Annotated in this window: 16 protein-coding genes; 9 read left to right on the top strand and 7 right to left on the bottom strand. The window is 74.3% G+C overall.

Going from position 1 to position 22,013, the window contains the following annotated elements; translation table 11 throughout:
- The first annotated feature begins 12 nt into the window (after nt 1–12).
- The 3 genes from A2CP1_RS17545 to A2CP1_RS17555 are packed head-to-tail and all read left to right on the top strand — an operon-like array spanning nt 13 to nt 4,594.
- Nucleotides 13–1,395, top strand: a complete 1,383-nt coding sequence (locus tag A2CP1_RS17545; RefSeq protein WP_245529826.1) for an FG-GAP repeat domain-containing protein — start codon at nt 13–15, stop codon at nt 1,393–1,395.
- Entirely contained in the window at nt 1,392–2,852 is a 1,461-nt protein-coding gene (locus A2CP1_RS17550) for an ABC transporter substrate-binding protein (RefSeq protein WP_015934613.1), read from the top strand. Before A2CP1_RS17545 ends, A2CP1_RS17550 begins: the two co-directional genes overlap by 4 nt.
- A complete protein-coding gene (locus A2CP1_RS17555) occupies nt 2,849–4,594 on the top strand; it encodes a sensor histidine kinase (protein ID WP_015934614.1) in 1,746 nt (581 codons plus the stop codon). The genes A2CP1_RS17550 and A2CP1_RS17555 overlap by 4 nt, the downstream gene beginning before the upstream one ends.
- 34 nt (nt 4,595–4,628) lie before the next feature.
- On the opposite strand, the gene A2CP1_RS17560 is transcribed toward A2CP1_RS17555, so the two are convergent.
- Nucleotides 4,629–6,260 (bottom strand): MXAN_5187 family protein, encoded by a 1,632-nt coding sequence (locus tag A2CP1_RS17560; protein WP_015934615.1) that lies wholly within the window; start codon nt 6,258–6,260, stop codon nt 4,629–4,631.
- Between the two features lie 291 nt (nt 6,261–6,551).
- On the opposite strand from A2CP1_RS17560, the gene A2CP1_RS17565 reads away from it, so the two are divergent.
- On the top strand, nt 6,552–8,672 hold the full coding sequence (locus tag A2CP1_RS17565; RefSeq protein ID WP_015934616.1) for a S46 family peptidase: 2,121 nt from the start codon (nt 6,552–6,554) through the stop codon (nt 8,670–8,672).
- 112 nt (nt 8,673–8,784) lie between these two features.
- Nucleotides 8,785–10,155 (top strand): NCS2 family permease, encoded by a 1,371-nt coding sequence (locus A2CP1_RS17570; protein WP_015934617.1) that lies wholly within the window; start codon nt 8,785–8,787, stop codon nt 10,153–10,155.
- Between the two features lie 52 nt (nt 10,156–10,207).
- On the opposite strand, the gene nadA is transcribed toward A2CP1_RS17570, so the two are convergent.
- Together nadA and A2CP1_RS17580 are read right to left on the bottom strand one after the other, a co-directional pair.
- Complete coding sequence (nadA, locus tag A2CP1_RS17575; RefSeq protein ID WP_015934618.1) at nt 10,208–11,212, bottom strand: quinolinate synthase NadA; 1,005 nt, start codon at nt 11,210–11,212, stop codon at nt 10,208–10,210.
- Nucleotides 11,209–11,448, bottom strand: coding sequence for a hypothetical protein (locus A2CP1_RS17580; protein ID WP_232288260.1), 240 nt, complete (start codon nt 11,446–11,448; stop codon nt 11,209–11,211). Before A2CP1_RS17580 ends, nadA begins: the two co-directional genes overlap by 4 nt.
- A 137-nt stretch (nt 11,449–11,585) precedes the next feature.
- On the opposite strand from A2CP1_RS17580, the gene A2CP1_RS17585 reads away from it, so the two are divergent.
- The 3 genes from A2CP1_RS17585 (at nt 11,586) to A2CP1_RS17595 (ending at nt 14,251) form a co-directional block, all read left to right on the top strand.
- Nucleotides 11,586–12,380, top strand: coding sequence for an SAM-dependent methyltransferase (locus A2CP1_RS17585; protein ID WP_015934619.1), 795 nt, complete (start codon nt 11,586–11,588; stop codon nt 12,378–12,380).
- 338 nt (nt 12,381–12,718) lie between these two features.
- Nucleotides 12,719–13,786 carry an HNH endonuclease gene (locus A2CP1_RS17590; protein ID WP_015934620.1) on the top strand — a complete coding sequence of 356 codons (1,068 nt, stop codon included), beginning with the start codon at nt 12,719–12,721 and terminating at the stop codon, nt 13,784–13,786.
- Between the two features lie 165 nt (nt 13,787–13,951).
- Nucleotides 13,952–14,251: a hypothetical protein gene (locus A2CP1_RS17595; protein WP_245529828.1), complete on the top strand. Its 300-nt coding sequence runs from the start codon at nt 13,952–13,954 to the stop codon at nt 14,249–14,251.
- Between the two features lie 81 nt (nt 14,252–14,332).
- Here the strand turns inward: A2CP1_RS17595 and lon are convergent, their stop codons facing one another.
- The gene (gene lon, locus A2CP1_RS17600; protein WP_041450709.1) at nt 14,333–16,765 is read right to left on the bottom strand and encodes an endopeptidase La; all 2,433 of its coding nucleotides are present in this window, start codon (nt 16,763–16,765) and stop codon (nt 14,333–14,335) included.
- Between the two features lie 183 nt (nt 16,766–16,948).
- Between lon and A2CP1_RS17605 the strand changes: the two genes are divergently transcribed.
- A complete protein-coding gene (locus A2CP1_RS17605) occupies nt 16,949–18,670 on the top strand; it encodes an aminotransferase class V-fold PLP-dependent enzyme (protein WP_015934623.1) in 1,722 nt (573 codons plus the stop codon).
- A 92-nt stretch (nt 18,671–18,762) separates the two neighbouring features.
- On the opposite strand, the gene clpX is transcribed toward A2CP1_RS17605, so the two are convergent.
- The 3 genes from clpX to tig all read right to left on the bottom strand — a co-directional run bounded on the left by clpX (nt 18,763) and on the right by tig (nt 22,006).
- Nucleotides 18,763–20,001 (bottom strand): ATP-dependent Clp protease ATP-binding subunit ClpX, encoded by a 1,239-nt coding sequence (gene clpX / locus A2CP1_RS17610; RefSeq protein ID WP_011422401.1) that lies wholly within the window; start codon nt 19,999–20,001, stop codon nt 18,763–18,765.
- Nucleotides 20,002–20,085: 84 nt separating this feature from the next.
- On the bottom strand, nt 20,086–20,697 hold the full coding sequence (gene clpP / locus A2CP1_RS17615; RefSeq protein WP_011422402.1) for an ATP-dependent Clp endopeptidase proteolytic subunit ClpP: 612 nt from the start codon (nt 20,695–20,697) through the stop codon (nt 20,086–20,088).
- Nucleotides 20,698–20,716: 19 nt separating this feature from the next.
- Nucleotides 20,717–22,006: a trigger factor gene (gene tig, locus A2CP1_RS17620; protein WP_015934624.1), complete on the bottom strand. Its 1,290-nt coding sequence runs from the start codon at nt 22,004–22,006 to the stop codon at nt 20,717–20,719.
- Nucleotides 22,007–22,013 lie beyond the last annotated feature (7 nt).

A 22,013-nucleotide genomic window follows, 5' to 3' on the forward strand; every position in this document is an offset into this window, starting at 1 on the left:
GCGGCCATCCCCGTGCTCCCGCCCGCGCTGCTCGCCGCCCTCGCGCTCGCCGCCCTCCCCGCCCGCGCGCAGGCGCCCGGCGCCGCGCCGCCGGCGCTCGCCGCCGCCGCCGAGGCGCTCGCGGACGCGCTCGGGCCGCCACCGGACGGCCGCCGCGCCCTGGCGCTCTCGGTGGAGACGCGCGCGCGGGCGCTGGCGGCGCCGCTCGAGGCCGCGCTGGAGGCGGCGCTCGCCCGCCGCGGCTACGCGGTGACCCCGGCGCGCGCCCCGGCCAGCGAGGCCGAGGCGGCGGCGCGCGCCTCCGGCCAGGACTGGCTGCTGCGGGTGCAGGCCGGGCTGGTGCCGGGGCGGCGCGAGCTGTCGCTGGTGGGCGAGGTGATCCCGGCGTGGGCGTCCTTCTTCCTGCAGCACCGCCCGGGCGCGCGCGCCATCCCGCCGCGCCTCGTGCAGGCCCGCGCGGCCGCCGACCCGGACACGCTGCTGCTCGCCCGCGAGGACCGGCCGGCCGGCGCCGGCTTCGCGAGCGTGCGCGCGCTCGGGCAGGTGCCGGACGAGGTCCTGGCGCTCGCGGTGGGCGAGCCGGGCGGCGGCGGCGTCCGCGCGATCGTCGCCGTCACCTCGACCGAGGCCTGGGTGCTCTCCTCGGGCGGTGCGCCGGTGGCGCGGCGCGCGCTCGAGCCGGGGGAGCGGACGCCGGTGCGCGCCCCGGCCGCCGCGCTGGCGGTGGGCGAGTTCGGCGGCGGGCGGATCGCGGTGCGCCTGGCGGGCGCCGCACGCGGTGAGGTGCTCGCGCTACGCGACGGCGCCCTCCAGCCCGCGGGCGCGCTCGACGGCACGCCGGTCTGCGCCGCCGAGGGCGTGCGCGTGTGGGGCGCGTTCGCGCCCGGGCGCGGCGAGCTGCTCGACCGCCTCGCCGCGGATCCCGCGAGCCTGACGGCCGCCCCGCCTGCCGCCGGGGGCGCCGCGCCGGCCGCGCCGCGGCGCCTCTACCGCGTGACGGCGGCGCCGCACGGCGGGCCCGTGGCCGTCGCAGCGCTGGGCGTGGACGGGCGGCTCGACCTGCTCGGTCCCGACCTCGCGCCCGCCGCCGCGCCGCTCCGGGGCGTGGGCGCCGGCCTCGCGCTCGCGGACCTCGACGGCGACGGCGCGCCGGAGCTGGTGGTGTCCGAGCCCGGCCCGGGCGCCCCGGATCGCGTCCGGGTGCTGCGCACCTCCGGCGGTCCGCCGCTGCTCGAGTCCGGACCGGTCGCGGGGCGCATCCTGGCGGGCGCCGGCGGGGATCTCACCGGCGACGGCGTGGACGACGCGGTCCTCGGCTCGGTCGGCGCCGGCCCGGACGGCCGGCCCGTCACGACGCTCCTGCTGGTGAGCGCGGACGCGCGGGAGGCCCCGTGATCCGACGCGCCGCCGCGCCCGGCCTCGCGCTCGTCCTCGCGCTCGGCGCCGGCCTCCCCGGCCCGGCGGCGGCCGCGATCCCGCCCGCGTCGGGCGGCGAGCTCCGCGTGCTGCTCCCCGCGACGCCGCGCGTCGGCGATCCGGCGCAGGCCACCGCACCCCAGGACCTCGCGCTGGTGCGCGCGCTGCAGGCCACGCTCGTGGAGGTCGACGCGAGCGGCGGCCTCGCCCCGGGCCTGCTCGCCGAGCTCCCGGCGCCCGAGCCGGGCGGGACCGCCTACCGGCTCCGCCTGCGCCCCGGCCTGCGCTTCGGCGACGGCACGCCGCTCCGCGCCGCGGACGTGGCGGCCAGCCTGGCGCGCCTGCTCGCCCGGAGCGGCCCGGCGCGCGAGCCGTCTCCGCACGCCTGGGTGCTGCTGCCGGTGCTGGGCGCGGACGCGGTGCTGGAGGGGCGCGCCGTGGCGCCCGCTGGGCTCGAGGTGCTCTCGGAGCTGGAGCTGCGCGTCGTGCTCGCGTTCCCGTTCCCGGAGCTCCCCTGGGCGCTCGCCGCGCTCCCGTCGGCGGTGGTGTCGTCGCGGGGCGCGGGCGCCGGCCCGTTCGTGCTCGACGGGCACGAGGCGGGCGCCGTCCGGCTCGCGCCCAACCCGCACGCGGTGCGCGGCCTGCCGTTCGCGGATCGCCTGCTGCTCGGCGCCGCCGAGGCGCGGGGCGCGGCGCGCGCGCTCGAGCGCCGGCAGGCGGAGCTCGCCATCCGGCCGGAGGCGGTCTCGGACGGCGCCGTCCCCGCCGCGCCGCTCACCGTCACGCTGCTGGCGCTGCAGCGGTCGCGCCTGGGCGCGGGCACCGAGGCGGTGCGGCGGGCGGTGGAGGCGGTGGACCGTGCCGAGCTGGCCCGCCGGTTCGTGCGCGGCCCCTCCGTGCCGCTCGAGACGCTGGTGCCCCCGGCCATCCTGCCCGGGCGGCCGCGCCCGCGCCCGGGCCGGCTCGCGACGGCGCCGGCGCCGCGGCAGCTCACCCTGCTCGTCCCGGCCGGCGCGCCCGAGGCCCTCGCCGCCGCGGACCGGCTGCAGGTGAAGCTCCACGACGCCGGGATCCGCGTGTCGGTGGAGACCGCGCCGCCGGAGCGCTTCGCGGCGCGCCTCGCCGCCGGCGACTGCGGGGCGGCGATCGGCTCCGTCCCGGTGCTCGGGCTGCGCCCGGCGCTCGCCGCCGGCCAGGTGGCGCTCGCGACCCGCGGCCCGGCCGCCGCGCGCCAGGCCATGGCCGCGCTCGCCGGGCTGGAGGGCCCGGCCGCGCTGGCGCGCGTCGCCGAGCTGGAGCGGTCGCTGGACCTCGTGCCGCTGTTCGCGTCCGGCCAGCGCGCCTCGCCGGCGCCGGCGCTCCAGGGCGCGGCGCCGCGCGCCGACGGCGGGATCGATCCGGGCGATCTGTGGCTGCTGGGGGGAGGCGCGCCATGACGCTCCGCGGGAAGCTCGCGCTCGCGTTCTCGCTGTTCGCGGCGGTGCCGCTCGCCGCCACGCTCGTGCCCGTGTCGCGGGCGCTCGGGCGCGCGCTCACCACCGAGCACGCCGCCCGCCTGGACGGCGCCGCGGCCGCCGTGCAGAAGGAGCTGGCGCGCCTCGGCGAGCACGCGGCCGGGGCGGTGGCCGACCTGGCGCGGGCGCCGGAGCTGGAGGCGTTCGCGCGGGACCGGTCGGCGGACGGCGCCGAGCTCGCGGAGGCGGCGGCGCGCGCCGGCGAGTGGATGGGGCCGCGCGGCCTGGACGTGCTCGCGGTGCTGGAGCCGGACGGGCGGGTGGTCTCGTCGGGTCACCTGCCCGGCCGCGCCGGCGATCCCGACCCGGAGCTGGGCGACCTCCCCGACGCGGTGCGCCCCGGGCGCGCGGTGCCCCGGGTCGTCTCGCGGGCCGGGCCGGAGGGCGTGGAGCCGGTGCTGGCGCTGGTGGCCTGGGCGCCGGGGCCGGGCGATCCGCCGCTGCGGGTCGCCGGCGGCGTGGCGCTCACCGAGGCCCGCGCGGCCCGCCTGGCCGCGCTGACCGGCGGCGCGGTGGTGATCCGCTCGGCGGACGGCGAGGTGGTGGCGGCCGCGTCGGCGGAGGCGCCCGGGCCGGCGCGCGGCTGGCGGCGGCTGCGCCTGCTGTTCGGCGGGCTCTCCGCCGCGCCCCGCCGCACGATCCCGCTCGGCCCGTCCGAAGCCCCGGTCGCGCGGGTCGAGGTGTCGCTCGCGTCCGAGGGGCTGGCCCGCGCCGAGACCACGGTCCTGCTCGCGTTCCTGGGCGCGCTCGCGGCGGGCGTGGCGGCCGCGGCCGCGCTGGGCGCGGTGGTGGCGGCGCGCATCACCCGGCCGCTGGAGGGGCTGCGGGCCGCGGCCGCGCGGGTCGCCGGCGGGGACCTGGCCGCGCGGGTCGAGGTCCGCGCCGGTGGCGAGGTGGGCGAGCTGGTCCGGGCGTTCAACGCCATGACGCAGGACCTGGCGCAGGGGCGCGCCCGGCTGGCGCAGGCGGAGCGCATCGCCGCCTGGCGCGAGGTGGCCCGCCGGCTGGCGCACGAGATCAAGAACCCGCTCACGCCCATCGCGATGAGCGTGGAGACGCTCCGCGAGGCGCACGCGCAGGGGCGCGCCGACTTCCCCGAGATCTTCGACGAGGGCACGCAGGCGATCGGCGAGGAGGTCCGGCGCCTGAAGCGGATCGTGGACGAGTTCAGCCGCTTCGCCCGCCTGCCCGCGCCGGAGCGCAGCGAGGTGCCGGCGGAGGAGCTGGCGTCCGCGGTGCTGGCGCTGTTCCCGGCGGCGCCGGCGGGCGTCGAGGTCGAGCGGGCCATCGCGCCCGACCTCCCGGCGGTGCTGGCCGACCGCGACCAGGTCATGCAGGTGCTGCTCAACCTGGTCCGGAACGCGCTCGACGCCATGCCGTCCGGAGGCCGGCTGCGCCTGGTGGCGCGCAGCGACGGGGATGCGGTGGCGTTCGAGGTGTCCGACTCCGGCGCGGGGATCGCGCCGGCCGACCTGGAGCGGGTGTTCGAGCCCTACTTCACCACCAAGCCCGGCGGCACGGGGCTCGGGCTCGCCATCGCGCGCCGCATCGCCGAGGAGCACGGCGGCTCGCTCGAGGCGGCGTCCCCGCCCGGCGCAGGCGCGACGTTCACGCTGAGGCTGCCGGTCGCCGCGGCGGCGGTGCGGCAAGCGCCGGGCGCGTGACCGCGCGGCGAAGCCGCTCCCGCGGGCAAGGCCCCTACCGCACCGGCGTCGCCTTGAGAGCGGTCTTCCCTTCCTTCACGTAGACCTGGAAGCGGACCGTGCGGCAGCCGTACTTCGCCACCAGCGTGGCGCGATTCTGCTCGAGCTTCTGCCGGAAGCGCTCGTAGGTGAGCCCCTCGACCGGCTCGCCGCACTCGCCGCGCACCCGGAGGAAGTCTCGGAAGACCTCGCGCCAGTGCTCCTCGTCGGTCGGCGGCTCCGGCGCGGTGGCGCGCGCGGCGGCCTGCAGCAGGTCTGCGGGCGCTGCCTGCGGCGGGTCGGGCACGATCGCCGGCGGCGGGCGAGCCGCCGGGGCGGGCACCGCCGCCGCCGCGAACGCGCCGCCCTGGAGCGCGCTGACGTCGAGCCGCTGCGTCGCGCCGGCGGCGGGCGGCGGGGGGACCGGGGCGGGCGGCGGGCGCGGCGGGAGCTGGAAGCTCTCCGGCTCGGGGGCGGGCGCCGGCGCGGCGAAGAACTCCTGCGTCAGCGACGGGGCCGGGCCGTGCGCCGCGGCGCCGGCCGCCTCGGTGGCCCGGTTCAGCGCGGCCGAGAGCGTGCCCATCTTGCCGGCCATGGCCGGCGCGCGGGCGCCGAAGTCGCCGCGGCCGATCCGGTCCGCGGCGGCGAGGAGGTCGGGCGGCACGTCCGGCGCCGGCTCGGCGCTGCGCACCAGCACGCCGAACAGCAGCCCGAGCACCAGCAGGACCGCGAGGAGCGCCGCGCCGTTCCACTGCAGCCGCACCACCGGCGCGAGCGCCGGCGCGGCCTGCGCGGACACCACCAGCGCCGCGTCCTGCACGCCGGCGACCGGCACGGCCAGCACCCGGTGCGCCGGGGCGGCGCCGGTCAGGAACCCGTGCGCGCCGATGGCGACGCCGAGCACATCCACCTTCACCGGCGCGAGCCGGCCCGCGTCGCGCTCGCGTCCGGCGCCCCCGCGCGCGGAGGCCGCGAGCTCGTCCGCGCCGGCCGGCGCCGAGGACGCCACCTTCGCGCCCGGCACGGCCAGGGTCAGGTCCACGCCGGTGCCCGCGGCGACGCCGCGCAGCCACGCGGCGTCGAGCGGGACCACGACCGCGAGCGCGCCGGACGCGCCGGCCGGGACGGCCACGGTGACCGCGAGCCCGCCCTGCGCCCGGGCGTACACGCGCCGCGCCTTCCCGGCGAGCGCCTCGCGCAGCGCGGCCACGACGTCGGCGTCCGCCGCCGGCTGGGCCGCGCGCCGATCCAGCTCGGCCGCGTCCACCGCCACCGCGCGGGCGCCCGCCAGCGCGGTTCCCAGCTCGGACTGCGCGGCGGCCAGCGCGGCCGCCGCCGCCGCATCGAGCGCGGTCCCGCGCGCGGCCGCGTCCGGCTCCGCGGCGGCGACGCCGCGCGCCTTCCCGGCGGCGGCTGCCGGGGCGAGCGCCTGGAGCAGCGCGCCGTCGCGGGCGGCGAGCACTGCGGCGCCGTTCGCCTCCGCCTGCAGCGCGTGCTGCGCCGCGGCGAGGCGGCCCGCGCCGGCCTGCAACCGCGCGTCGAGCTGGCGCAGGGCGCTCGCCCGGAGGTCCGAGGTGAGGAGGTGGAGCGAGGCCGCACCGGCCCCGACCACGATGAGCGCATAGAGCCAGAGCTTGAGCCGGTTCATCGTCCGCCCTTATAGGCGGCTGCCGAGGGGGTGTCAAACCAACCGCCGACCGAGCGAGCGCCCCTTTTCTTCCGTGTTCCCGGGCAGTTCGACGGCCGGCCCGGGTTCACGGTCAGTGGATGACGGCCCCGGACCGGGACGGCGCGGCCGAGGGCGCTGCGCCGGGGCCGGGAAGGGGCGCCACCCCCCCCGCGACGTGTCACGTCCGAGTACACCTTTCCTCCGTACGTTGCTGTTTCAACCTGGATCGGGCCGCCCTCCCGCCCGTCCGTCTCCCCGGAGACCCACCTCGTGAAGCGACTCCTCCTCGCGCTCCTCCTCGCCTCCCCGCTCGCCGGCCGCGCCGACGAGGGCATGTGGACCTACGACGCGTTCCCCTCGGATCGCGTGGCCCGCAAGTACGGTTTCGATCCGTCCACCGCGTGGCTGGACCGCGCCCGCCTCGCCTCCGCCCGCCTCGCCCGCGGCTGCTCGGCGTCGTTCGTGTCGGACGGCGGCCTGGTGATGACCAACCACCACTGCGTGCACGAGTGCGTGGAGGAGCTCTCCAGCGCCGGCAAGGACCTGGTGGCGACCGGGTTCCTGGCGCGCACGGGCGCGGACGAGCTGCGGTGCCCCGCGATGCAGGTGGACCAGCTGCTCCGGATCACGGACGTGACGAAGCGGGTGCACGGCGCGCTGGCGGGCCTCCAGGGCGCGCGCTTCAACGCCGCGCTCTACGCGCAGAAGGCCGCGATCGAGAAGGAGTGCCAGGGCACCGACCCGGGCCTGCGCTGCGAGCTGGTGGAGCTGTACCACGGCGGCGTCTACAGCCTGTACCAGTACCGCCGCTACGACGACGTGCGACTGGTGTTCGCGCCGGAGTTCGCCATCGCGTTCTTCGGCGGCGATCCCGACAACTTCATGTTCCCGCGGTACGACCTCGACGTCGCGTTCATCCGCGTGTACCAGGGCGGCAAGCCGGCGCGGACCGCGGACCACTTCACCTGGTCGCCCGCCGGGGCCCCTGCCGGCGCGCTCACGTTCGTCTCCGGGAACCCCGGCAAGACCGAGCGGCTGCTGACCGTGGCGCAGCTCGCGTACGTGCGCGACCACGCGCTGCCGGATGCGCTGGAGCGGCTGGCGGAGGAGCGCGGCCTGCTCACCGGGTTCCAGCTCACCGGCCCGGAGGCGAAGCGCGTCTCCACCTCCCGGCTCTTCTACAACGAGAACAGCGTCAAGGCGCGCCGCGGCCAGCTCGCCGCGCTCCGCGATCCGGCGTTCTTCGCGACGAAGGTGGCGGAGGAGAACAAGCTCCGCGCCGCGCTCCGCCGCGACCCGGCGAAGGCCCGGAAGTACCTTCCGGCCTGGGACCGCATCGCGGCCGCGCAGGTGCGGGCGCTCTCGCTGGAGATCCCCTACGACTGGCTCGAGCTCCTGCCCTCCGGGCGCAGCCGGATCGGCGGCGACCTGTTCTGGATGGCGCGCCACCTGGTGCGCGCGGCGGACGAGCGCAGGAAGCCGGACGGCGAGCGGCTGAAGGAGTACCGTGACACCGCCCTCCCCTCCCTGGCGGACAGCGTCACCAGCACGGCGCCCATCGACGCGGCCTACGAGACGGTCCGCCTCGGGTTCTGGCTGGAGAAGGTGCGGGAGCGGCTCGGGACGGATCACGCCGCGGTGAAGCACGCGCTCGGATCCGCCTCGCCCGCCGAGGTCGCGCGCAAGGTGGTCGCCGGCACGGCGCTGCGCGACCCGGCGGTCCGCAAGGCGCTCTGGGAAGGCGGCGCGGCGGCGGTCGACGCCAGCAAGGACCCGCTCCTCGCGCTCGCGCGCGCCGCGGACGCCGACGCGCGCGCGGTCCGCAAGCAGTGGGAGGACGAGGTCGACTCGGTCGAGATCCAGAACCAGGCGCTCATCGCCCAGGCCCGCTTCGCGGTGTACGGCCGGAGCATCTACCCGGACGCCACCTTCTCGCCGCGGCTCTCCTACGGCCAGGTGAAGGGCTGGAAGCAGGACGGCCGCGAGGTGGCGCCGTTCACCACCTTCGCGGGCGCGTTCGAGCGCCACACCGGCAGCGAGCCGTACGCGCTCCCGAAGAGCTGGCTGGACGCGAAGCCCCGCCTCGACCTGGCCACGCCGCTCGACTTCGTCACCGACAACGACATCATCGGCGGGAACTCGGGCTCACCGGTGTTCGACCGCGACCTCCGCATCGTGGGGCTGGCCTTCGACGGGAACCTGGCCTCGCTCGGCGGCGACTACGGGTTCGACGATTCGGCGAACCGCGCCGTGGCGGTCCACTCGTCCGCCATCGTCCACGCGCTGGCGCGCATCTACGGCGCCGACCGGCTGGTGTCCGAGCTCGGCGCCGCGCCGGCCGGGGCCGCCGGGGCGGCCCCCCCGCCGGGCGCCACCCGCAGCACGAAGTAGCGGGACGGATCGCCGCGGGCCCGGGTGCCGTCGAGGCGCCCGGGCCCGTCCATTTTGCCGCGCCGCCCCGCCCAGGGCCCCTGATATCCTCCGCCGCCTCAAGGAGATCGCCGTGACCGCTCCCGCCTCCGCCCTCGATCGCTTCTTCGGCCTCCGCGCCCGCGGCACCACCGTGCGGCGCGAGATCCTGGCCGGCACCACCACCTTCATGACGATGGCGTACATCCTGTTCGTGAACCCGGAGATCCTCGGGAACGCGGCGGGCGCGGGCCACTTCGCGGCCATCCTCACCTCGACGGCGCTGGTGGCCGCGGTCATGACCGCGGCCATGGGGCTGTTCGCGAACCTGCCGCTCGCGCTCGCCTCGGGCATGGGGCTGAACGCGGTGGTGGCGTTCGGGCTGGTGCTGGGCAAGAAGCTCACCTACCCGCAGGCCATGGGCGTCATCGTGGCGGAGGGCCTGCTCATCACGCTGCTGGTCGCCACCGGCCTGCGCCAGGCGGTGGTGCGCGCGGTGCCGATGACGCTGAAGCGCGCCATCGGCATCGGCATCGGCCTGTTCCTCGCCATCATCGGCTTCAAGGGCGCCGGCTTCATCTCGGCGGGCGGCGCGCTGCTGCAGCTCGGGCCCGAGGGCGCCGCGGGCCGCCTGGCCGGGTTCCCGGTGGTGCTGTTCGCGCTCACGCTCGTGTTCACCGCCTGGCTCGTGTCGCGCGGCGTGCGCGGCGCCCTGCTCATCGGCATCGCGGTCTCCACCGCGGTGGCGGTGGCCGCGAAGGCGGCGTTCGGCGGCGCGGGCTTCGCCCCGCACGTCGCGAACCTGCCCAGCTCGATCTTCGGCCTGCCCGACTTCTCCATGCTCGGCCAGGTGGACTTCTCGTTCGTGACGGTCCTCGGCTGGCTCGCGGCCTCCCTGGCGGTCTTCTCGATCATGCTCTCCGACTTCTTCGACACGGTCGGCACCGTGGTCGCGGTGGGCCAGGAGGCGAAGTACCTGGACGAGAACGGCAACTTCCCCCGCGCCAGCACGGTGCTGATGGTGGACTCCCTCGCCGCGATCGCGGGCGGGCTCGCCGGCGCCAGCTCGGCGACGACCTACGTGGAGAGCGCCGCGGGCGCGGCCTCCGGCGGCCGCACCGGGCTCACCTCGGTGACCACGGCAGCGCTGTTCGCGCTGTGCCTCTTCATCTCGCCGCTCGCCGGCATCGTCCCGCCGCAGGCCACCGGGGCGGTGCTGGTGCTGGTCGGCTACATGATGATGCGCGACGTCGGCTCCATCGCCTGGGACGATCCCACCGAGTCGATCCCCGCGTTCCTGACGGTGACCGTGATGCCGTTCACCTACTCCATCACGAACGGCATCGGCGCCGGGTTCGTCTCCTACGTGCTCCTGAAGCTCGCCGGCGGCAAGGCGCGCCAGGTCCACCCGCTCATGATCGGGGCCTCGATCGCGTTCGTGGTCTACTTCGCCATCGGCGGGTAGGCGGCGGGCCGGCGGCCGGGCCCCGGAGGGCGCCGCGCCGGCCCTGGCCGGCTCACGCGTCCCGCGGCACCGCGATCATCCGCTCCAGCGCGCGGCGCGCGCCGGCGGCGACGTCCGGCTCGACCCTCACCTCGTGCTTCCCGCGCACCAGCGCGTCGCGGATCATGAGCAGGTCGATCATCTTCATGTAGGGGCAGTGCATGCGACAGCCGATGCAGCCGTCGGCCACGATGAACTCGCGATCCGGCCAGCGCTTCTTCATCTGGTGCACGATGCCGTGCTCGGTGGCGACGATGAACGTCCGGGCCGACGGGAACTTCTCCACCGCGGAGATCATGGCGGTGGTGGAGCAGACCACGTCGGCGACGTCGATCACGTCGGCACGGCACTCCGGGTGCGCGATGACCACCGCCTCGGGGCGGCTGGCGCGCACCTTCTCCACGTTGGCCGAGCGCAGCACGTCGTGCACGGGGCAGCAGCCGTCGTAGACCACCACCTCCTTCTCCGGCACCTTCGCCGCCACCCAGCGGCCCAGGTTCCGGTCCGGCGTGAACAGGATCTTCTGCTGCGGCAGCGAGCGCACCACCGAGGCGGCGTTCGCGCTGGTGCAGCAGATGTCGGAGAGCGCCTTCACCTCGGCGGTGGAGTTCACGTAGGTCACCACCGCGTGGCCCGGGTAGCGCGCCTTCCAGTCCTCCAGCGACTCGGCGGTGATCGAGTCCGCCAGCGAGCAGCCCGCGGACAGGTTCGGCAGGAGCACGCGCTTGTCGGGCGCCAGCACCTTGGCCGACTCGGCCATGAAGTGCACGCCGCAGAACACGATGGTGGACTGCGGCACCTTCTGGCCCAGGATGGCGAGCTGCAGCGAGTCGCCGACGTGGTCGGCCACGTTCTGCACCTCGGGCACCTGGTAGTTGTGCGCCAGGATGACCGCGTCCTTCTCCTTCGCCAGGGCGCGGATCTCCGCCTCGAGCCCGGCCACCTCGGCGGCGGGGAGGTCGCTGCCGCTGACGGGGTGCGCGACGGGGTCGTGGATGGGGACGACGGGCAGGGTCATGGCTTCACCCGGGCGCCGCGCGCGGGCTTGATGTCGCCCGTGCCGGCGGGAAATAGGCGCCAGAACTCGCGGCGCACGAGGCCGACCAGGGTGGCCGACTTGGAGAACCCGTGGTAGCGGGCCACCGCGTCGAGCATCGTCACGTCCTCGTCGGTGGCCGAGAAGCTGCGGACCTTGGCGGCCCGGCCGCCCGGTCGCTCGCCGTTCTTGCGGTTCATGCGTCGCGCTTCCGGCATGGTCGAAAAGTTATATAAACGTTCGTGAAGACCTACGCATCCTACGACGCCCGCGCGCCCCGGCGCAACCCGTGCCGGCCGTTCCCTTCGAGCGCCAGGCCTTGCGCGGAGGACCGGGAGCGGGCATCCCTGCCTGCGTGCGCCTCGTCGTCACCACCCCGCTCCGCCCGTCCGCCGAGGAGGAGCGCGACGCCGTGCTCGCCGCGGCGCGCTACGACCTGCCCTACGCCGCGCGCGGCGGGCGGGCGCTCACCCGCGTGGTCGCGGCCGCGGGCGGCGAGGCCGCGCTCGTCCTCTCCGCCACGCGCGCGGTGCTGGTGGCGGGCGGGGCCGAGCACGCCTGGTCGCCGGGGATGGGCATCCTCAGGATGAAGCGGGTGCTGGCGGCGCGCGCGTCCGGCCGGCCCGCGGCGCCGCCGGATCGCGACCCGTTCACCGAGGCGGCGGGGCTCGAGCCGGGCGACCGCGTGCTCGATTGCACGGCCGGCCTCGGCGCGGATGCGCTGGTGGCGGCTGGGGCGGTCGGGCCCCGCGGCGAGGTGGTGGGGATCGAGTCCTCGCGCGCGCTGGCAGCGTGGACCGGCGAGGGGATGCGAAGGCTGGAGCACGAGCCGGCGAGGCGGGTGGAGATCCGCTGCGCCGACCACGCGGCGTTCCTGGCCGGGGCGGCGGATCGGTCCTTCGACGTGGTGGTGTTCGATCCGATGTTCCGGCACGCGCGGGCGGAGCCGGGCGGGTTCGACGTGGTCCGGCGGCTCGCCGACGCGCGGCCGCTCGCGGCGGAGGCGCTGGCCGAGGCGCGGCGGGTGGCGCGGCGCTGGGTGGTGGTGAAGGACGGCGCGCCGGGGTGGGATCTGGCGCGGCTGGGGCTGGTGCCGATGGCGAGCGCGCGGGGGGCGCATCGGTACTATGCGAGGGTCGAGGCGAGGTGAATCGGAGCGGGAGCCGCGCGCGAACGTTCCGAATGGCGGTGAGGGGGCGGGGGCGGCGGGAGCGGGGCTGCTTGGCCGGGCCGAACGGGGGCACGAGGGGGCGGGGGCGGTGTGCCGGAACCGGGCGGCGGGGGGCTTCGAGGACGCGGGGGCGGTCGGAGCGGGGCTGCTTGGCCGGGCCGAACCGGGGCATCGAGGGGGCGGGGGCGCGTGTGTACGGTGCGCATCGCGCAGGCCGAGGTCCCGAGGGGCAGCGAGCGTTCGGCGGCGGTCGGGCCGGTGCCGCGTACCGAGGCCGCTGACGGCTCGTCGCCCTCCTTCGCTCCGAGCGCCATGCCATGGCGGAGTTCCTGGTCGCGCTGGCGGAGTTCGACCGGCGGGGGTTGTACCGGGACCTGGGGCACGCCTCGCTGTTCTCTTTCCTGCATCGGGAGCTGAAGGTCTCGGCGGGCTCGGCCCAGCTTCGGAAGACGGCCGCCGAGCTCATCCAGCGCTACCCTGCCGTCGAGGGAGCGCTGCGGGAGGGCAAGCTGTGCCTGTCCTCGGTCTGCGAGCTGGCGAAGGTGGTGACACCGGAGAACTGTGCCGACGTCCTGCCCCGCTTCTTCGGGCTGTCGAGCCGCGAGGCGGCGGCCGTCGTCGCGTCCATCCGGCCGGTCGAGAATCCGCCGCGGCGGGAGATCGTGGCTTCGCTGCGGTCCGCTGCTCCTGCGGTGCTCCCGATGGCGGCCTCGCGCGATGCCGAGTCGCCGGAGCCCGCACGGGTCGTTTTACTTCATGCGCATGAAACGCCGCCGCCCCTCTCCGCTCGCGGTGGGCCTGTCGAACCGCAAGCGCTCGAGGCGGGCCCGGCGGCGCTCGCTCCGCCCGCCGCGCCAGCCCTGAAGCCCAGTTCCGTGGACTGGCTCGACGGGGATTCGGCGCGCCTGCACCTCACCGTCTCCAAGGCCTTCCTGAAGAAGCTCGACGCCGCGCGGGACGCGCTGTCCCACGCGATGCCCGGCGCCTCCCGCGAGAACGTCCTCGCGGCGGCGCTCGACCTGCTCATCTCCGAGCGCGACCGGCGCAAGGGGCTCGGCGCCCGGCCGCAGAAGAAGGTTCGTCCTTCGAAGACGGACCACGTCCCGGCCCACGTCCGCCGCGAGGTCTGGGCGCGCGACGGCGGGCGATGCACCTTCGTGCTCGCGTCCGGGGAACGGTGCGGGTCCACGCACCGGCTCGAGCTCGACCACGTCGTGCCGCGGGCGCGCGGCGGCGCCTCGACGGCGGACAACCTTCGGATCCGCTGCAGAGGTCACGATCTCGAGGAGGCGCGGCGGGTCTTCGGCGACGCGCTGATGGACGCATACGCGCCGAGGCCGCCCGCATCTCCACGGGCGAGCGACCGCCCTTGTCGGCCACCATAGCGTCGGCTGCGCGCGGCCGCGCCCGGACGGCCGCGCTACAATCGCCCCGCGCACCCGGAGGAACTGCTCGAGCGCGGCGTTGAGCGGCTGCGCCCGTTCTTCGACGGGCTCGGGTTCCGGTACGCCTTCCTCGAGACGGTCGTGGGATCGGGGGGCGTCGCGGCCGTGGGCGAGTTTCGCCGCGGGCCGTGCTTCGTCAGGCTCCACGTCCGCGGGGCGCTCGGCATCGTCGAGTATGGGCTGGACGGCGATCCGCGCGCACTCGTACGTCATCGTGACGTGCTCGCGCGGGTCAGGGTCGAGCAGCAGGCGGCGTTCCCGGCGTTCGGCGATGATCCCCTGACGAACGTCAGCGCGCTGCGGAGCGACCTCGAAAGATTCGTCCGGGCGCTCCTCGAGGACGACGAGAAGCTCAGGGCTCTGCTCGCCACGCCGTCGCCGAAGCGCAGCGGGCATCTCCCGTAGGCCGCGAGCCCGCCGCGATGAACGAGAAGGGCCGGCCGCGCGGGTGCGCGACCGGCCACGGGAACGTCGGAGCGGCGGAGGCTAGGCCTGCGCGGCGGCGCCGCCGGCGGAGGAGGCCTCGGGCTTCGGGCCGCCGGGCTTCGCGAGGAACTCCTCGGGGTGCTCGAGCAGCAGCGCCTCGCGCAGCACCTCGTCGGCGTGGTCCACGGGCACGATCTGGAGCTTCTCGCGGACGCGGCGGGGGATCTCGCGGATGTCCTTCTGGTTCTCCTTCGGGATCAGGACCTTCTTGATCCCGCCGCGGTGGGCGGCGAGGACCTTCTCCTTCAGGCCGCCGATGGGAAGCACGCGGCCGCGCAGCGTGATCTCGCCGGTCATGGCCACGTCCTTGCGGACGGGGATGCGGCAGAGCGCCGAGACCAGCGTGGTGGCCATGGTGATGCCGGCGGAGGGGCCGTCCTTGGGGATGGCGCCCTCGGGCACGTGGACGTGGATGTCCACGTTCTCGAGGAACCGCTTGTCGAGCCCGAGCAGCTCGGCGCGCGAGCGCACGTAGCTCATGGCGGCCTGCGCGGACTCCTGCATCACCTCGCCGAGCTTGCCGGTGATGGTGAGCTTGCCCTTGCCGGGCATGACCTGCGCCTCGACGGTGAGCAGCTCGCCGCCGAGCTCGGTCCAGGCGAGGCCGGTGGTGAGGCCGACCTGGTCCTGCTCCTCGGCGGTGCCGTAGCGGTAGCGCGGCGGGCCCAGGTACTTCTGCACCATCCGCTCGGTGACCACGTACGTCTTGCCGTCCACCTGCCCGGTCTTCAGCACGTCCTTCGCGATCTTCCGGCAGATCGAGCCGATCTCGCGCTCCAGCGAGCGGACGCCGGACTCCTTGGTGTACTTGTGCACCAGGGCCCGCATCGCGCTGCGCTTGAACTCGACCGGCACGTGCTCGAGGCCGTTGACCTCCTTCTGCTTCGGGACCAGGTACCGCTTCGCGATGGAGAGCTTCTCCAGGTCGGTGTAGCCCGCGAGCCGGATCACCTCCATGCGGTCCTGCAGCGGCAGCGGGATGCCCGCCATGGTGTTCGCCGTGCAGATGAACATGACCTTGGAGAGGTCGTAGTCGAGGTCGAGGTAGTGGTCGTTGAAGTTGAAGTTCTGCTCGGGGTCGAGCACCTCGAGCAGCGCGGCCGACGGGTCGCCGCGGAAGTCGGTGGACATCTTGTCCACCTCGTCGAGCAGGAACACCGGGTTGCCGGAGCCCGCCTTCTTCAGCGACTGGATGATCTTGCCCGGCAGCGCGCCGATGTACGTGCGCCGGTGCCCGCGGATCTCGGCCTCGTCGCGCACGCCGCCGAGGCTGATGCGCACGAAGCGGCGGTTCATGGAGCGGGCGATCGACTTCGCCAGCGAGGTCTTGCCCACGCCCGGCGGGCCCACGAAGCAGAGGATGGGGCCGCGGATCCGGTCCACCAGCTTCTGGACCGCGAGGTACTCGATGATCCGCTCCTTGGGCTTCTTCAACCCGTAGTGATCCTCGTCGAGGACCTTCTCGGCCTCGGGGATCTCGAGCTTGTCCTCGGTGTAGTCGTACCAGGGGAGCGAGAGGATCCAGTCGATGTAGTTGCGGACCACCGTGGCCTCGGCGCTCATCGGGCTCATCATCTTGAGCTTCTTGAGCTCCTTCTTGGCCTTGAGGGTGGCCTCCTTCGACATCTTCTTGTTCTTGATCTTCTCCTCGAGCTCCTGGATCTCGTTCTTGAACTCGTCGCGCTCGCCGAGCTCCTTCTGGATCGCCTGCATCTGCTCGTTGAGGTAGTACTCCTTCTGCGTCTTCTCCATCTGCTTCTTGACGCGCGTCCGGATCTTCTTCTCGACCTGCAGGATCTCGATCTCGCCCTGCATCAGCTCGTAGAGCTTCTCCAGCCGCTTCGCCGGGGACTCGGTCTCGAGGATCGACTGCTTGTCGTTCAGCTTGAGCGAGAGGTGCGCGACGATGGTGTCGGCGAGCCGCGCCGGATCGTCGATGGACGACACCGAGGTCAGCATCTCCGGCGGGATGCGCTTGTTGAGCTTGACGTAGGCCTCGAACGTCGAGTGCACGGAGCGCATCAGCGCCTCGAGCTCGACGGTGCGCTCGCTCTCCTCCTCGATGTCCTCCGCCTCGACCACCAGGAACTTGTCGGAGTCGAGGAAGCGGCGGACGCGGGCGCGCTGCTTGCCCTCGACCAGCACCTTCACGGTGCCGTCGGGCAGGCGGAGCAGCTGGATGATCGAGCCGACGGTCCCGACCGCGAAGATGTCGTCGGCGGCGGGCTCGTTCGTCTTCGCCTTCTTCTGCGCGCAGAGGAGGATGGCCTTGTCGTGCGCCATGGCCTCCTCGAGTGCGGCGATCGACTTCTGACGGCCGACGAACAGCGGCACCACCATGTGGGGAAACACGATGATGTCGCGGAGCGGGAGGAGCGGCAGCGTGCGGCTCTTCTTCCCGTCCTTCTTCCCGTCGTCGTTGCGCGAGAAAATGGGCACGGTGGTCAGGCTCCTTGGTGGCCCCGGAGCAGCCCGTCGAGGCCGGTGAGAGACTAACACTTAACATCCGGGCCGCCCCCGTTCTTCGGGACCGCACTCAGGTTTCGCACCGGCGGGGCTCCCCCGCCCGCCCGCGCTCTTGTCGGGCGTCCCGCACCCCGCTACAAGCCGGGACCCATGCCCTTCGAACAGGTGGCCGCGCGCGTGCGCCGCGGCGAGATCGGCCGGCGTACCTTCGTCTGCACCCCCTTCGGGCGCAGGCTCGTGACCTACGCGGACCTGACCGCCACCGGGCGGGCGCTCGCGCCGGTGGAGGCGCTGGTCGCCGCGGCGCGGCCGCTCTACGCGAACACGCACACCGCCATCTCGACCACCGGGCGGGTGACCACCCGCCTGCGCGAGTCGGCGCGGGAGGCGATCGCACGCGCGGTCAACGCGGGCCCGGACGACGTGGTGCTGTTCGTGGGGAGCGGCGCCACGTCCGCCGTCAACAAGCTCGTCGGCCTGCTGGGCCTGCGCATCTCCGAGCCGCTGGAGCGCGCGTACGGCCTCTCGCGGCACGTCCCGCCGGACGAGCGGCCGGTCGTGCTGGTCTCGCCCTACGAGCACCACTCGAACCAGCTCCCCTGGCTCGAGTCGGTGGCCGAGGTGGTGGAGGTGGACCTGGACGGCGACGGCCAGGTGGACCTGGCCGACCTCGACCGGAAGGCGGCCCGGTACGCAGGGCGCCCGCTGCGCGTGGGCGCGTTCTCGGCGGGCTCCAACGTGACCGGCGCGCTCACCGACGTGCGCGCGGTCGCGCGCGTGCTCCACCGTCGCGGGTTCCTGGCCTGCGCCGACTACGCCGCGGCCGGCCCGTACGTCCCCATCGACATGCACCCGGCCGACGCGGACGAGCGGCTCGACGCCATCGTCGTGTCCACCCACAAGTTCGCGGGCGGGCCGGAGGGCTCGGGGATCCTGGTGGCGCACCGCGCGCTGTTCCGCAGCCGCACGCCCGAGCGGCCCGGCGGCGGCACCGTCGAGTACGTGGCGGCGTTCGACCGGCTCTCGGTGGACTACACCGAGCGGCTCGCGGAGCGCGAGGAGGGCGGTACGCCCGACATCCTCGGCGACGTGCGCGCGGGGCTCGCGTTCCTCGTGAAGGAGGCGCTCGGCCCCGAGGCGATCCTCGCGCACGAGACCGCGCTCGCCGAGCGCGCCATGGCGCGCCTGCGCCGGCACCCCCGCATCCGGCTCTACGGCCCGGCGCACGGGCCCCGCCTGCCCATCCTCTCCTTCAACGTGGAGGGGCTGCACCACGACTTCGTGTCGGCGCTGCTCGACCACCTGTTCGGCATCCAGAACCGCGCCGGGTGCTCCTGCGCCGGACCGTACGGGCACCGGCTGCTGGGCATCGGCCCGGAGCGCTCGTCCGAGCTCCGCCGCGCCATCGCGCTCGGCGTGCTGGCGCTGAAGCCGGGCTGGGTCCGGATCTCCCTGCCCTACACCGCCACCGAGGACGAGATCGAATTCCTGCTCGAGGCGGTGGAGCTGGTGGCGGATCACGGCGAGGCGTTCCTGCCGCTCTACCGGCTGGGCTGGGGCGACGGGATGTGGCGGCCGCTGGACGCTGCGCCGGCGGATCCCGTCGCGGTGGAGCTGACGGTGGAGGCGGTGCGCGCGGCGCTCCTGCGCGAGGAGCCGCCGGCGCCCCCGGCGGAGGAGCCGGTGACCGAGGCCCAGGCGGCGGCGCTCCGCCGCGACTACCTGGACGAGGCGCGGCGCCTCGCGACGGAGCTCGAGGCCCGCCACGCCGGCCAGCCGCTGCGGTGGAACCCGCCCACCGGTGACGCGTTCGTGGACCGGCTGGTCTGGTTCCGCTACGTGCACGCGGACCCTTCGGCTCCGGCGGCCTAGGGCCGCCTACGCTCAGGGTGAGCGGGCCTACATCCGGATCGACGCGCTCATCCCGAGCGTAGCGCCGCGCGAGCGGCGCGGAGTCGAGGGACCTACGCCGACTCCGCCTCCTTCTGCATCACCACCAGCGGCGCCTCGTGCTTGTCGACCACGTCCTCGGAGATGACGATCTCCCGGACGTTCCGGCGGCTCGGCACGTCGTACATGATGTCGAGCATCGCGTTCTCGAGGATGGCGCGCAGGCCGCGGGCGCCGGCCTTGTTCTTCATGGCGGCGCGGGCGATGGCGACCAGCGCGCCGTCGGTGAACTTGAGGTTCACCCCGTCCATCTCGAGCAGCTTCTTGTACTGCTTCACCAGCGCGTTGCGCGGCCGCGTGAGGATGTCCACCAGCGCCGGCTGATCGAGCTCCTCCAGGCTGGTGATGACCGGCAGGCGGCCCACGAACTCGGGGATCATCCCGAACTTGAGCAGGTCGTCCGGCTCCACCATCGCGAGCAGCTCGCCCACGTTCTTCTCGGTCTTCGACTTCACGTCGGTGCCGAAGCCGAGGCTGCGCCCGCCGGAGCGCCGCTCGATGATCTGCTCCAGCCCGCAGAACGCGCCGCCGCAGATGAACAGGATGTTGGTCGTGTCGACCTGCAGGAACTCCTGCTGGGGATGCTTGCGGCCGCCCTTCGGCGGGACGTTCGCGACGGTGCCCTCGATGATCTTGAGCAGCGCCTGCTGCACGCCCTCGCCGGACACGTCGCGGGTGATCGACGGGTTCTCGCTCTTGCGGGCGATCTTGTCGATCTCGTCGATGTAGACGATGCCCTTCTGCGCCCGCTCGATGTCGTGGTCGGCGGCCTGCAGCAGGTTGACGATGATGTTCTCGACGTCCTCGCCGACGTAGCCCGCCTCGGTGAGCGTGGTGGCGTCGGCGATCGTGAACGGGACGTTGAGGATCTTGGCGAGCGTCTGCGCGAGCAGCGTCTTGCCGGAGCCGGTGGGGCCGAGCAGCAGGATGTTCGACTTCTGCAGCTCGACGTCGTCGATCGAGACGCGGCTCTCGATGCGCTTGTAGTGGTTGTGGACCGCGACCGCGAGCGTCTTCTTCGCCCGCTCCTGGCCCACCACGTACTCGTCGAGGATGGTCTTGATCTCCGACGGGCGCGGCACCCGCAGCTTCTGCTCACGCTTCTCCTCGCCGGCGATCTCCTCGGCGATGATGTCGTTGCAGAGCCCGATGCACTCGTCGCAGATGTAGACCGTCGGCCCTGCGATGAGCTTCTTCACTTCCTTCTGCGACTTGCCGCAGAAGCTGCAGCTCAGCGTCTCGCGCTTCTCCACGTGCCACCTCCGGTTCGCGAGCCCGCTTCCTCGGCTGCTTCCCCTGGTGAGGATGCCCTCCGGCGCCTCGCCTCTTCCCTCATCTTACTGTGGCTTCTTGTCCGCCGCCTTCTTGTGCAGGAAGACGTCGTCGATCAGCCCGTATTCCTTCGCCTCTCCGGCGCTCATGAAGTAGTCCCGCTCGGTGTCCCGCTCGATCCGCTCGATCGGCTGGCGGGTGTGCCGGGCCATGATCTCGTTCAGCTTGGCCTTGAGACGGAGCGCCTCCTTGGCCTGGATCTCGATGTCGGTGGCCTGCCCCTGGAAGCCGCCGGAGAGCTGGTGGATCATGATGCGCGCGTTCGGCACCGCGAAGCGCTTGCCGGCCGCGCCGCCCGCGAGCAGGAACGCGCCCATGCTGGCGGCCTGCCCGAGGCAGATGGTGGACACCTGGGGCTTCACGTACTGCATGGTGTCGTAGATGGCGAGGCCCGAGGTCACGGAGCCGCCCGGGCTGTTGATGTAGAGGTTGATGTCCTTGTCCGGGTCCTCCGACTCGAGGAAGAGGAGCTGGGCGATGATGACGTTCGCGACGTCGTCGTCGACCGGCGTCCCCAGGAAGATGATCCGGTCCTTCAGGAGCCGCGAGTAGATGTCGTAGCTGCGCTCGCCGCGGTGGGTCTGCTCGACCACGTACGGCATGGGGATGTAGGGCATCGCGGGTCTCCGGCGTTCGCTACTGCTGGATGGTTGCAGCGGAGGAGAGCAGCGAGAGCGCCTTCTCCTCCCTGATCCTGTTCTTTAGCGCCTCGCGCGCGTCCTTGCCGCGCGTCTGCTGCTGGACCTTCGCCAGGGGCATCCCCAGCTCGTCCGCGATGCGGGCCGCCTCGGCCTCCAGGTCCTCCTCGGTGACCTCGATCTTCTCGGCGTCCGCGATGGCCTCGAGCAGCAGGGCGCCGCGCACCTGGAGGAGCGCCTGCTCGCGCAGATCGGCGCGCATGCGCGACACGTCGAGCTGGAGCTGGCGGATGTCGATCCCCTGGCGGGCGAACCGCTCGGCCGCGCCCTCGAGCATGGTGTCGATGGCGCGCTCCACCAGCGCCGGCGGCACCTCGAACTCGTTCCGGGCCAGCGCCGCCTTCACCAGCGCGTCCTTCAGCTCCGACTCGGCGCGCCGCTTCTCGCGCTTCTCCAGGTCGGACCGGATCCGGGCGCGCAGCGCGTCCAGGGTCTCGACGCCCTCGATGCCCAGGTCCTTGGCGAGCGCGTCGTCGAGCGACGGCGCCTGGCGGGCCTTCAGCGCCTTCAGCGTGACCTTCATGTGCGCCGTCTTGCCGCGCAGCGCCTCGTCGCGGTGGTCGGCCGGGAACGGCTCGTCGAGCTCGACCACGTCGCCGATCTTCTTGCCCTTGAGGGCCTCGACGTTGCCTTCGGTGATCGGACCCGGCGCCACCTTGACGGTCACTCCCTCGGCCGTGCTGCCATCGAACGGCTTCCCGTCGATGGTGCCCTCGTGATCGATCACCGCCCAGTCGCCCTCCTGGGCCTCGAAGCGCCCCTCGACGGGCACGAGCTGGGCCATCGAGTCCTGGATCTTCGTCAGCTCGCCGGAGACCGCCTCGTCGGTGACCTCGGGCGGCTTCCGCGTCACCTCGAGGCCCTTGTAGTCCTTGGGCTCGAGCTTCGGCTTCACCTCGACGCGCGCCGAGTAGCGCATGGGCTTCCCCTCGGCCACACCGTCGGTGATGGAGACGCTGGGCGGCGCCACCACCGGCAGCGACTCGACCCGGACCGCCTCGGTGAACGTCTCGGTGACGATCCGCTCGGCGACCTCCCCCTCCACCTCGGTCTTGAACTGGCGCTCCAGGACCTTGCGCGGCGCCTTGCCGGGCCGGAAGCCGCGCAGCTTCACCCGCCGCGACAGGCTGGCGTACGCGCGATCGAGCTCCTTGGCGACGCGATCGGGGTCCACCTCGATGGTGACCTTCCGCTCGACGGGGGAGACCGTTTCGACCTGGATCTTCATGTCCTGT

The organism is Anaeromyxobacter dehalogenans 2CP-1, from assembly GCF_000022145.1.
GTDB classification, from domain to species: Bacteria; Myxococcota; Myxococcia; order Myxococcales; family Anaeromyxobacteraceae; genus Anaeromyxobacter; species Anaeromyxobacter dehalogenans.